Genomic DNA, 11907 nt, shown 5'->3' with positions numbered 1-11907 from the left:
GCACGGCCTTCGGCCGTGTGTCCTCAAGCGCCGGACGGGCTTGATGTGGCCGGGGTGGAGCGTGCCGGGGACATCGTGATCCTCGGGAGGGCCTGGGGGTGGTGGGCCGCCAGCCAGGCCAGGAGTTGTTCCCTCACCGCGCAGCGGGTGGTCCAGATGTCGTCCGCGTCCTTCGCGGTGACCACCGCGCGTACCTCCATCGTGCTCGGGGTGGTGTCCGTGACCGCCAGGCTCCAGTCGCGGCCGTCCCAGGACGCGCACTCCAGCAGGATCTCGTGCAGCTTCTCGCGCATCAGGTCCACCGGCGCCGTGTGGTCCAGCTGGAAGAAGACCGTGCCGGTCATCTGGACCCCGCCGCGCGACCAGTTCTCGAAGGGGCGGCTGGTGAAGTACGACACCGGCATGGTGATGCGCCGCTCGTCCCAGGTCCGTACCGCCAGGAAGGTCAGCGTGACCTCCTCCACCACGCCCCACTCGCCGTCGACCACCACGGTGTCCCCGATGCGCACCATGTCGCCGAACGCGATCTGGAAGCCCGCGAAGAGGTTGCCGAGCGTCGACTGGGCGGCGACACCGGCCACGATGCCGATGATGCCCGCCGAGGCCAGCATCGACGTGCCGATCGTGCGCAGGCCGGGGAAGGTCAGCAGGATCGCAGCCACCGCCACCACGATGACCACGGCGGTCACGATCCGCATGATCAGCGTGACCTGTGTACGGACCCGGCGCACCCGCGCCGGGTCCCGCGTCACCGTCGCGTAGCGCGCGTACGCCGACTGGACCGCGACGGACACCGCCCGGATCACCAGCCAGGCCCCGGCGCCGATGATCACCAGCGTCAGCGCCTGCCCGATCCGGTCCTGGTGGCTGTCGACGGACGGCCACCGGGTCTCCCGGAACGTGGCGCGCAGGATGGCGGCCAGCAGGACCACCTGGAGGGGGAGCCGGCAGCGGCGCAGCAGCCCCCACAGGGGCGTCTCGTGGTGGCGCTCGTCCGCCCGGCGCAGCAGGGCGTCGACCGCCCAGCCGAGCAGCAGGGTCAGCGTGATCGAGCCACCGACCACGATCAGCGGTCGCAGTACGTTCTCCATGTCTCCTCGACTCTCGACTCGTCCGGCTCCCCGGCCGTTCCTGTTCGGGGCTGTCCTGGGCGTTCCGGGCGGGCTGGCAGGATGTCGGGATGGACATCATGCTTTTCCACTCGATGTACGGCCTGCGCCCGGCCGTGCACGCGGGTGCGGACCGGCTGCGCGCGGCCGGGCATTACGTGCACGTGCCCGACCTCTTCGAGGGACAAACCGCCGCGACGGTGGAAGAGGGCGCCGCGCTGAAGGACAGGATCGGCAAGGAGGAGCTGCTGCGGCGCGCGATCCTGGCCGCCGCGCCGTACTCCGAACGCGGTCTGCTGTACGCCGGGTTCTCCCTCGGCGGCTCCGTCGCGCAGACCCTGGCGCTGGGGGACGAGAAGGCGCGGGGGCTGCTGTTGATGCACGGCACGTCCGACATCGCGGAGAACGCGGCCGTGGACGAGCTGCCCGTACAGCTGCATGTCGCGGACCCCGACCCGTTCGAGTCGCACGACTGGCTGAACAGCTGGTATCTGCGGATGCGTCAGATCGGCGCGGACGTCGAGATCTACCCGTATCAGGGCGCGGGGCACCTCTTCACGGACCCCGGACTGCCGGACCACGACGAGCAAGCCGCGGAGCAGGCCTGGCGGACCGCGCTCGGTTTCATCGACTCGCTTCAGTAGGGGGCGGGGTGGGGCGGGAAGCCGCTCCCGCCCCACCCCGCCGCGCCCCGGTCCCGTCGGCTCAGGCCTTGAGCGCCTTGTCGATCGCCGTGTTGAACTGCGCCACCGTCATGGGCGGGTTCTGGCTGCCGTCGTCCGCGGTGAGCGTCTTGCCGTCCATCTTGAAGGTCGGGGTGCCCTGCACGCCGCTCTTGTCGAAGGTGGCGGACATCTTCATCGCCCAGGCGTCGTACGTGCCCTGCTTGACGTCCTTCTGGAAGGCCGCGTTGTTCTTGAGGGCGCTCACCGAGTCGGCGACCTGGAGGAGGTAGCTGTCCTTGGCGAACTTGTCGTTGCTCTCGTCCGGGTGGAAGTTCGTGGAGTAGAGCGCGGTCTTGTACTGGAGGAACGCGTCGGGGCTCACGTTGAGCGCGGCGCCCAGCGCGGACAGGGCGTTCTTCGAGCCCGTGCCGTTGTCGGAGTTGTCGATGAACGTCGCGCCGACGTACTGGATCTTGAACTTGCCCGCGTCGATGTCGTTCTGGACCGTCGTGCCGACCGTCTGCTCGAACTGGGCGCAGATCGGGCAGCGGGAGTCCTCGAACACCTCAAGGGTCTTCGGGGCGGACGCCTTGCCGATGACCACGGTCGTGCCGTTCGTGCCCGTGGTGTTCTTCGGGGCGGCGACGCTCGTCTCGTCCTTCGCGGCCTCCCAGTGGGAGGGCTTGTTGCCCTGGACGACGGCGTACCCGACGCCGCCGGCTATCGCGAGGAGGACGACCGCGGAACCGGCGACGATCCCCTGGCGGCGGAACCGGTCCTTCTTCGCCTGGCGCTCGCGCTCCTGGCGCAGTCGTTCGCGGGCGGCCGCCTTGTTGGACTGGTTGTTGCGTGTACTCATGATCGATGACTCCGTATGAGGACGCGCCCACGCCGGTGAAGGCGGGCGCTGGTGGGGGTACGGACGGGGTGGGGAGGGGCCGGTCGGCTCAGGCGGCGCTGAGCGCGGGAAGCGGCGGTCCCCGCCGTCCTACGGAGTGCACGAGCAGATGGGTACGGGACAGGCGCGGGCGGCCCGTGGGCCGCGCTCCGCGCCGTACGGCCCGGCGCACGGTCCCCGCGACGGAGGAGAAGGCGACGAGCAGCGGCCGGAACGCGGAGGTGGCCGCGGTCCGCACCAGACCGGCCAGCGCGGCCTCGCCGTGCCGCAGCCAGACCGTGGCGAGCAGCCCGATCGAGACGTGCACGGCGAGCAGCAGCCAGGGCAGGGCCGGGTCGGGGGAGTTCAGCAGCGCGGCGGCGCCCCGCTCGGGGGAGACCACTCCGGGGAGCGGACCGCCCAGGCCGCCGCCGCACAGGACGTCCAGGCCGACCGAGCGCAGCGAGCCCGCGACGGGGCCGCCGGCCGGTCCGTAACAGAATTGCTGGCCGCTGGTGAAGACGGTGTCCGCCGCCAGCTCCAGCGGGACGAGCAGGGCGGCGATCGGCCAGAAGCCCCGCTCGCGGCCCGCTGTCGCGTACGCCAGGAGGAACACCACGGCGCTGAGCCCGGCGACGACGGGCAGGGGCACGGGGACCCGGGACAGCAGCACGTGCGAGCCCGCGGACAGCGTCACGACGAGTGCCGTGAACAGTGCTGCCCGCAGCGCTCGGAGCTGCGTCCCGGATATGTCCATTGTCGCCGAGTGTGCCATGCCTCCCTGTAAACACCCCTTAAAGGCCTGGTGGGGCACTCGTCGCCGGGCGGGCCCCGCGGGGCCCGCCCGGCAGTGCTTCAAGGGGGCTGCGCCCTACGCCAGCCGCCCGTTGCGGAACAGGTCCACGAAGATCTGGTGGTCGGCCCGCGCCCGCGCCCCGTACGTGTGCGCGAAGTCCACCAGCAGCGCCGCGAAGCCGTCCTCGTCGGCCGCGATCGCCGCGTCGATGGCCCGCTCGGTGGAGAACGGCACCAGCGAGTGGCCGCTCTCGTCGTCCGCCGCCGAGTGCATCGTCGCCGTGGCCCTGCCGAGGTCCGCGACCACCGCCGCGATCTCCTCCAGGTCGTCCAGGTCCGACCAGTCCAGGTCCACCGCGTACGGCGAGATCTCCGCGACCAGCTGACCCGCCCCGTCCAGCTCCGTCCAGCCCAGCCACGGGTCCGCGTGCGCCTGGAGCGCCCGCTGGGAGATCACCGTGCGGTGGCCCTCGTGCTGGAAGTACTCCCGGACGGCCGCGTCCGTGATGTGCCGGGACACCGCGGGCACCTGCGCCTGCTTCATGTAGATCACGACGTCGTTCTCCAGGGCGTCGCTGTTGCCCTCCAGCAGGATGTTGTACGAGGGCAGCCCGGCGGAGCCGATACCGATCCCGCGCCGCCCCACGACGTCCTTCACGCGGTACGAGTCAGGGCGGGTCAGGCTGGACTCGGGGAGGGTCTCCAGATAGCCGTCGAAGGCCGCGAGGATCTTGTAGCGGGTCGCCGCGTCCAGCTCGACGGCGCCACCGCCGGACGCGAAGCGCCGCTCGTACTCCCGGATCTCCGTCATCGAGTCGAGCAGCGCGAAACGGGTCAGTGAACGGGCCGCGCGCAGCGCGCCGAGCAGCGGCCCCTCGGCGGTGTCCAGCGTGAAGGGCGGCACCTCGTCGTTCTTGGCGCCCGTCGCCAGCGCGTGGATCCGCTCGCGGTACGCGCCCGCGTAGATCTCCACCAGCTCCGTGATCTGCTCGTCGCTCAGCGCCTTCGTGTACCCGATGAGCGCGAGGGAGGCCGCGAAGCGCTTGAGGTCCCAGGTGAAGGGGCCGATGTACGCCTCGTCGAAGTCGTTGACGTTGAAGATCAGCCGGCCGTTGGCGTCCATGTACGTGCCGAAGTTCTCCGCGTGCAGATCGCCGTGGATCCACACCCGGCCGGTCCGCTCGTCCAGGAACGGGCCGCTCGCCCTGCTCCCCGCCCGCTGCTGCTCCAGGTCGTGGTAAAAGAGGGCCGCGGTGCCCCGGTAGAACGCGAACGCGGACGCCGCCATCTTCCGGAACTTCACCTTGAAGGCGGCCGGGTCGGCCGCCAGCAGCTGGCCGAAAGCGGTGCCGAACACGGCGAGGATCTCCTCGCCGCGCTCCTCGTCAGCTGTTTCTGCGGGACGCGGGACCGACATCGCGGGGTGCCTCCTGGTGCAAGGGCCAAAGGTGTCGACGGCGCCTCGGCGCCGTCAGAAGTGGCAACGCACGACGGTACTCGCGAGTGCCCGCCGGTGGGTCCGTCCGGCCCTCGTTTGTCGGTCCCGAGTCGTAGACTTCCACGCTGTCCCCCCAGACTGTTCCGCAGCCTGTCGATCGCCGTTCGCCGGAGGCCCCCGTCGTGACCAAGCCGCCTTTCACGCACCTGCATGTCCACACCCAGTACTCACTGCTGGACGGTGCCGCGCGGCTGGGGGACATGTTCAAGGCCTGCGGTGAGATGGGCATGTCCCACATCGCCATGACGGACCACGGGAACCTGCACGGGGCCTACGACTTCTTCCACCAGGCGAAGAAGGCCGGCGTCACCCCCATCATCGGGATCGAGGCGTACGTCGCCCCCGAGTCGCGGCGCAACAAGCGGAAGATCCAGTGGGGCCAGCCGCACCAGAAGCGGGACGACGTGTCCGGTTCCGGTGGTTACACCCACAAGACGATCTGGGCGGCGAACGCGAAGGGGCTGCACAACCTCTTCCGCCTCTCCTCCGACGCGTACGCCGAGGGCTGGCTGACGAAGTGGCCGCGGATGGACAAGGAGACCATCGCCCAGTGGTCCGAGGGCCTGATCGCCTCCACCGGCTGCCCGTCCGGCGAGGTCCAGACCCGGCTGCGCCTGGGCCAGTTCGACGACGCGCTCAAGGCGGCCTCCGAGTACCAGGACATCTTCGGCAAGGACCGGTATTTCCTGGAGCTGATGGACCACGGCATCGAGATCGAACGCCGGGTCAGGGACGGCCTGTTGGAGATCGGCCAGAAGCTGGGCATCCCCCCGCTGGTCACCAACGACTCGCACTACACGTACGCGAACGAGGCCACGGCCCACGACGCGCTGCTCTGCATCCAGACCGGCAAGAACCTCTCCGACCCGGACCGTTTCCGCTTCGACGGCACCGGCTACTACCTCAAGTCCACGGACGAGATGTACGCGGTGGACTCCTCCGACGCCTGGCAGGAGGGCTGCGCCAACACGCTGCTGGTGGCGCAGCAGATCGACACCGACGGCATGTTCCAGGAGCGGAACCTGATGCCCAGGTTCGACATCCCCGACGGCTTCACCGAGGTCACCTGGTTCCGCGAGGAGACCATGCGCGGCATGGCGCGCCGCTACCCGGGCGGCATCCCGGACGACCGGCTCAAGCAGGTCGAGTACGAGATGGGGATCATCATCGAGATGGGCTTCCCCGGGTACTTCCTGGTGGTCGCCGACTTCATCATGTGGGCCAAGAACAACGGCATCGCGGTCGGACCCGGCCGAGGGTCGGCGGCCGGCTCGATCGTCTCGTACGCCATGGGCATCACCGACCTCGACCCGATCGAGCACGGCCTGATCTTCGAGCGGTTCCTCAACCCCGAGCGCATCTCCATGCCCGACGTCGACATCGACTTCGACGAGCGCAGGCGCGGCGAGGTCATCCGGTACGTGACGGAGAAGTACGGCGCGGACAAGGTCGCCATGATCGGCACGTACGGAAAGATCAAGGCCAAGAACGCGATCAAGGACTCCGCGCGTGTCCTCGGCTACCCGTACGCGATGGGCGACCGCCTCACCAAGGCCATGCCCGCCGACGTCCTCGGCAAGGGCATCGACCTCAACGGCATCACCGACCCCAAGCACCCGCGCTACAGCGAGGCGGGCGAGATCCGGGCGATGTACGAGAACGAACCGGACGTGAAGAAGGTCATCGACACCGCGAAGGGTGTGGAGGGCCTGGTCCGGCAGATGGGTGTGCACGCGGCCGGCGTGATCATGTCCAGCGAGCCGATCGTCGACCACGCCCCGATCTGGGTGCGGCACACCGACGGGGTGACCATCACGCAGTGGGACTACCCCCAGTGCGAATCGCTCGGCCTGCTGAAGATGGACTTCCTGGGGCTGCGCAACCTCACGATCATGGACGACGCCGTCAAGATGGTGAAGGCCAACAAGGGCGTCGAACTCGACCTGCTCGCGCTGCCGCTGACCGACCCGGTGACGTACGAACTGCTCTGCCGCGGTGACACGCTCGGCGTCTTCCAGTTCGACGGCGGGCCCATGCGCTCCCTGCTGCGCCTGATGAAGCCCGACAACTTCGAGGACATTTCCGCCGTCTCGGCCCTCTACCGGCCGGGCCCGATGGGCATGAACTCGCACACGAACTACGCGCTGCGCAAGAACGGCCAGCAGGAGATCACCCCGATCCACCCGGAGCTGGAGGAGCCCCTCAAGGAGATCCTCGGCCTCACGCACGGCCTGATCGTGTACCAGGAGCAGGTGCAGAAGGCCGCCCAGATCATCGCCGGGTACTCGCTCGGCGAGGCCGACATCCTGCGCCGCGTGATGGGCAAGAAGAAGGCCGACGAGCTGGCGAAGAACTTCGTCCTCTTCCAGGCCGGCGCCAAGAAGAACGGCTACTCGGACGAGGCGATCCAGGCGCTGTGGGACGTCCTGGTGCCGTTCGCCGGATACGCCTTCAACAAGGCCCACTCCTCCGCGTACGGCCTGGTCACCTACTGGACCGCGTACCTCAAGGCGAACTACCCCGCCGAGTACATGGCGGCCCTGCTGACCTCGGTGAAGGACGACAAGGACAAGTCGGCCGTCTACCTCAACGAGTGCCGGCGCATGGGCATCAAGGTGCTCCCGCCGAACGTCAACGAGTCCCAGTCGAACTTCGCCGCACAGGGCGACGACGTGATCCTCTTCGGTCTCACCGCGGTCAGGAACGTCGGGCAGAACGTCGTCGACTCGATCATCCGCTGCCGCAAGTCCAAGGGGAAGTACAGCTCCTTCCCCGACTTCCTGGACAAGGTCGAGGCGGTCGTCTGCAACAAGCGCACCGTCGAGTCGCTGATCAAGGCCGGCGCCTTCGACGAGATGAAACACACCCGCAAGGGGCTCGTCGCCCACCACGAGCCGATGATCGACAACGTCGTCGCGGTGAAGCGCAAGGAGGCCGAGGGGCAGTTCGACCTCTTCGGCGGGATGGGCGAGGAGCAGAACGACGAGCCCGGCTTCGGTCTCGACGTCGAGTTCTCGGACATCGAATGGGACAAGCCGTACCTCCTCGCGCAGGAGCGAGAGATGCTCGGCCTGTACGTCTCCGACCACCCGCTCTTCGGTCTGGAACACGTGCTGTCCGACAAGTCCGACGCGGCGATCTCCCAGCTCACCGGCGGTGAGCACGCGGACGGCGCGGTTGTCACCATCGGCGGCATCATCTCCGGCCTCCAGCGCAAGATGACCAAGCAGGGCAACGCCTGGGCCATCGCGACCGTCGAGGACCTCGCCGGGTCCATCGAGTGCATGTTCTTCCCCGCGACCTACCAGCTGGTCTCCACCCAGCTCGTCGAGGACACCGTCGTCTTCGTCAAGGGCCGCCTCGACAAGCGGGAGGACATCCCCCGGCTGGTCGCCATGGAACTCCAGGTGCCCGACGTGTCGTCCGCCGGGACGGACGCGCCCGTGGTCATCACGATCCCGACGGTGAAGGTCACCCCGCCGATGATCAGCCGCCTCGGCGAGATCCTCGGCCACCACCGGGGCAACTCCGAGGTCCGGATCAAGCTCCAGGGCGCCAGGAAGACGACGGTGCTCCGGCTGGACCGGCACCGGGTCCAGCCGGACGCGGCGCTGTTCGGCGACCTGAAGGTGCTGCTGGGCCCGGCGTGCCTGGCGGGCTGACGTACCACTGACCACTGCTGAGGGGCACGCCCGGTGATCCGGGCGTGCCCCTCACGCATGGGCGGCGGCGTCAGTTGTGGCCAAAGCGCTTCTGCTTGCCCTTGTGCGGCATGTCCGACGGGGTTATCCGGGACTGCACCTGGTCCGAGCGGTCCTCGGTCGACCGGGACTCCTCGGAGCCGCGCGCCTCCGTCGACGGAGCCTGCTGCTTGTTGCGGTCACGGTTCTTGTTCTTCGCCATGAAGATGCCTCCTGAGACGGTCCCGGGACCGGGACGCGTCCAGACTCACATATGCCATAAAGTGTCGCATTTTGGATCATTGCGCTAGGTAGTGAGCCCATGTCACGGGGCCGGTGTGGGATACGCCACGCCGATGATCGAGTTCCGGACGTCAAGCCTCTTGCCGTCGGGCAGACTCGAAGGAAACCCGCAGTAACTCCCGATCGCCCGATCCCGAGGTTGCCGAAAGAGGGGTGGAACACGTGGATCGCTGCGTCGTCCTGGTGGACGCCGGATACTTGCTGGGCGCCGCGGCGAGTCTCCTCGCCGGAGAGCCGGCCCGCTCCCGCATCACCGTCGACCACGCCGCGCTCATCCAGGGCCTGCGCGAGCGGGCCGAGGCCGATACGGAACAGCCCCTGCTCCGGATCTACTGGTTCGACGGCGCCCCCGACCGCGTCCCCCAGCCCGAGCACCGGCGGCTGCGCGTCATGCCCCGCGTCACCGTCCGGCTGGGCGCGCTGACCCGCAGCGACGGCCGCTGGGCGCAGAAGGGCGTGGACGCGGCGATGCACGCGGAGCTGACCGAGCTGGCGAGGAATCGCGCCTGCTCGGACGTGGTCCTGGTCACCGGCGACGGGGATCTGCTGCCCGGCCTGATGTCCGCCAAGGAACACGGCGTCGCGGTCCACCTGTGGGCCGTGCAGGCCGCGGACGGCGACTACAACCAGTCCGAGGACCTGGTGGCCGAGGCGGACGAGCGGCGCGTGCTGGACCGGGCGTGGATCACCAAGGCCGTACGGGCCAAGGAGACGGGCGGCGTCTGCCCGCCACCGCCGGTGCCGCGGCCGGAGATCGCGGCGATCCTGTCGGCGCCGCTGCCGGAGTCGGTGCCGTCCGGGTCCGGGTCCTCCGCCTCGGCCCGGCGCGGGGCGGGCGAGGGCGAGGACGAGGGCAAGGCGTCCGTGGCGGAGGCCGGGGCCGGGCGCAACGGCTCCGGGCCGGCCGCGCACGAGTCCGGCGTGGACGCGCATCCGGCGGCGCCGGGGAGCAGGGGGGTACCGACGCCCAAGGACCTCGCGAGCCTGCGGGCGCCGCTGGGGCCGTCGGCCGGACCGTCGGCAGGAACCGCGGCGGCGGCCGCGGGGGCGACGCTCCGGTGGTCCTCGGACAAGGGGTGGGTCGAGCGCCCGGGGGGCGGCGGCGGCACGGCGGGCGAGCCGCCCGAGACCGCGTCGCTGCCGACGCTGGCGCAGCTCACCAGTGCGGAGCAGCGGTGGGCGGACCGGGAGGAGGACATCACCACGGTGGGGGGCGACCCCTTCGAGGTGGGACAGGTCTTCGCACGGCGCTGGATGGGACGGCTGCCGGAACCCGGCCATGTGCAGAAGCTGTCCGTGATGTACCCACGGGTGCCGCACCGGATCGACGGCGAGCTCTTGCGGTACGCGGCGCGGTTCGGGTTGCTGGCGCACAAGGACGACCAGATCGACGAGCACGACCGGTATGCGATCCGGGCGGGGTTCTGGCGCGAGATCGACGGCCGCGTTGCGGAGGGGGCGGCGCCTCCAACGACGGCGTAGCGCTTGGCGCGTGCGCCTGGTGTCCGTTGCGCTCACTGCTTGTCCTCAATCGCCGGACGGGCTGGATGTGGCCTCTGCTCGGTCCGCGGGCGCGGCTTAACGATGTCCTCAAACGCCGGACGGGCTTGATTTGTTTTGGCGCGGGCCTGGGAGGGGGACGGGCAGGGGTCGTGTCCGGAACGTAGAGCGTGTTTTGTGTCGCGTGGCGATCGTTGATCAAGACAAGTCGTTGAACGCGACGTAAAACATGCAGTGCAGGACACGGCCCCTGACCGGCCCCCGGCAACAACCCGCACCAGGCCACTGGGCCGCAGCGGGCAAAACCAAGCCCGTCCGGCGATTGAGGACAACACGGACCGCAACGCGGTCACGGAGAACGCGCGGCCAACCGGCCCCAGACCGCCCGTCCGGCGACTGAGGACAAAGAGGGCCGGGGTCCCCGACCCCGAAACATCAACGGCCTCCACGACCCCGTACGCTCAAGCGTGTGAGTACGGTGTGCGTCGTCCGCGATCTCGTCAAGACGTACCCCGCCGCGCGCGGCAGACGGGGCACCCCGGCGACGCCGGAAGTGCGTGCCACCGACGGGATCAGTCTCGACGTGCGCCGCGGGGAGATCTTCGGGCTGCTCGGACCCAACGGCGCCGGCAAGTCCACCCTCGTCCGGCAGATCACCGGCCTCATGCGCCCCGACTCCGGCAGCGTCGAACTGCTGGGCCACGACCTCGTGGGCCATCCCGAACGCGCCGCCCGCCTCATCGGCTACCTCGGCCAGGAATCGACCGCCCTCGACGAGCTGACCGTGGCGCTCGCCGCCGAGACGACGGGCCGCCTGCGCGGGCTCACGCTGCGCGCGGCCCGCGCCGAGCGGGACGCCGTGCTGGAGGAGCTGGGGCTCACCGAGATCGCCGGGCGGCCGCTCAAGAAGCTTTCGGGCGGACAGCGGAGGCTGGCCTGTTTCGCCGCCGTGCTGGTCGGCGAACGCCCCGTACTGATCCTCGACGAGCCCACCACCGGCATGGATCCGATCGCGCGCCGCGCGGTCTGGGCCGCCGTCGACCGCCGCCGGGCCGAGCACGGGGCGACCGTGGTGCTCGTCACCCACAACGTCATCGAGGCCGAGACCGTTCTCGACCGCGTCGCCGTGCTGGAACGCGGCAAGGTCATCGCCTGCGACACCCCCGCCGGGCTCAAGGAGCAGGTCGCGGGGGAGGTCAGGGTGGAGCTGGTGTGGCGCGAGCGCGCGCCGCTGGACGTGCCCGAGGTCGCCGCGCTGCGCGGGTCCGCGCAGGAGTCGGGGCGCCGCTGGGTACTGCGGCTCGCCCCCGACGAGGCGCGGGCCGCCGTCGCCGCGGTGACCGGTGGCGCGGCCTTCGCGGCGCTGGACGACTTCACGCTGGCGACGCCCAGTCTGGAGGACGTGTACCTGGCGCTCGGAGGCCGGGCGAAGGGGCTGGTGAAGGCGTGAGTCGTACGAGCCGGATGAGTCGTGCGAGCT

Annotated in this window: 9 protein-coding genes; 4 read left to right on the top strand and 5 right to left on the bottom strand. The window is 69.9% G+C overall.

Annotated features, from left to right (window positions below; translation table 11 throughout):
• Positions 1–23 precede the first annotated feature (23 nt).
• A complete protein-coding gene (locus tag ACIO1C_RS09475; protein ID WP_401860309.1) occupies positions 24–1091 on the bottom strand; it encodes a mechanosensitive ion channel family protein in 1068 nt (355 codons plus the stop codon).
• A gap of 89 nt (positions 1092–1180) precedes the next feature.
• On the opposite strand from ACIO1C_RS09475, the gene ACIO1C_RS09470 reads away from it, so the two are divergent.
• Positions 1181–1753: a dienelactone hydrolase family protein gene (locus ACIO1C_RS09470; protein ID WP_401860306.1), complete on the top strand. Its 573-nt coding sequence runs from the start codon at positions 1181–1183 to the stop codon at positions 1751–1753.
• 61 nt (positions 1754–1814) lie between these two features.
• Here the strand turns inward: ACIO1C_RS09470 and ACIO1C_RS09465 are convergent, their stop codons facing one another.
• From ACIO1C_RS09465 to ACIO1C_RS09455, 3 genes are all read right to left on the bottom strand, one after another.
• On the bottom strand, positions 1815–2633 hold the full coding sequence (locus ACIO1C_RS09465; protein ID WP_401860303.1) for a thioredoxin domain-containing protein: 819 nt from the start codon (positions 2631–2633) through the stop codon (positions 1815–1817).
• Between the two features lie 88 nt (positions 2634–2721).
• Positions 2722–3408, bottom strand: coding sequence for a hypothetical protein (locus ACIO1C_RS09460; RefSeq protein ID WP_401860301.1), 687 nt, complete (start codon positions 3406–3408; stop codon positions 2722–2724).
• Positions 3409–3522: 114 nt separating this feature from the next.
• On the bottom strand, positions 3523–4863 hold the full coding sequence (locus ACIO1C_RS09455; protein WP_401860300.1) for a DUF2252 domain-containing protein: 1341 nt from the start codon (positions 4861–4863) through the stop codon (positions 3523–3525).
• A 203-nt stretch (positions 4864–5066) separates the two neighbouring features.
• Between ACIO1C_RS09455 and dnaE the strand changes: the two genes are divergently transcribed.
• Positions 5067–8606, top strand: coding sequence for a DNA polymerase III subunit alpha (dnaE, locus tag ACIO1C_RS09450; RefSeq protein ID WP_401860298.1), 3540 nt, complete (start codon positions 5067–5069; stop codon positions 8604–8606).
• Positions 8607–8676: 70 nt separating this feature from the next.
• Here dnaE and ACIO1C_RS09445 read toward each other — a convergent pair whose 3' ends face one another.
• Positions 8677–8847, bottom strand: coding sequence for a hypothetical protein (locus tag ACIO1C_RS09445; RefSeq protein WP_401860296.1), 171 nt, complete (start codon positions 8845–8847; stop codon positions 8677–8679).
• 233 nt (positions 8848–9080) lie between these two features.
• On the opposite strand from ACIO1C_RS09445, the gene ACIO1C_RS09440 reads away from it, so the two are divergent.
• Positions 9081–10409 (top strand): NYN domain-containing protein, encoded by a 1329-nt coding sequence (locus ACIO1C_RS09440; RefSeq protein WP_401860293.1) that lies wholly within the window; start codon positions 9081–9083, stop codon positions 10407–10409.
• A gap of 496 nt (positions 10410–10905) precedes the next feature.
• A complete protein-coding gene (locus ACIO1C_RS09435; protein WP_401861001.1) occupies positions 10906–11877 on the top strand; it encodes an ABC transporter ATP-binding protein in 972 nt (323 codons plus the stop codon).
• Positions 11878–11907: the final 30 nt, after the last annotated feature.

Origin of the sequence: Streptomyces sp. NPDC087420 (assembly GCF_044744165.1) — a bacterium.
In the GTDB taxonomy this organism is placed as follows: Bacteria; Actinomycetota; Actinomycetes; order Streptomycetales; family Streptomycetaceae; genus Streptomyces.
Note: the sequence above shows the minus strand (reverse complement) of the source record. Positions and strands in the feature narration are given on the sequence as shown.

Excerpts from the sequence above, each read along its gene's own strand:
- ACIO1C_RS09455 (WP_401860300.1), bottom strand. The coding sequence starts at position 4,863 with ATGTCGGTCCCGCGTCCCGCAGAAACAGCTGACGAGGAGCGCGGCGAG.
- ACIO1C_RS09475 (WP_401860309.1), bottom strand. The coding sequence starts at position 1,091 with ATGGAGAACGTACTGCGACCGCTGATCGTGGTCGGTGGCTCGATCACG.
- ACIO1C_RS09470 (WP_401860306.1), top strand. The coding sequence starts at position 1,181 with ATGGACATCATGCTTTTCCACTCGATGTACGGCCTGCGCCCGGCCGTG.
- ACIO1C_RS09445 (WP_401860296.1), bottom strand. The coding sequence starts at position 8,847 with ATGGCGAAGAACAAGAACCGTGACCGCAACAAGCAGCAGGCTCCGTCG.
- ACIO1C_RS09460 (WP_401860301.1), bottom strand. The coding sequence starts at position 3,408 with ATGGACATATCCGGGACGCAGCTCCGAGCGCTGCGGGCAGCACTGTTC.
- ACIO1C_RS09465 (WP_401860303.1), bottom strand. The coding sequence starts at position 2,633 with ATGAGTACACGCAACAACCAGTCCAACAAGGCGGCCGCCCGCGAACGA.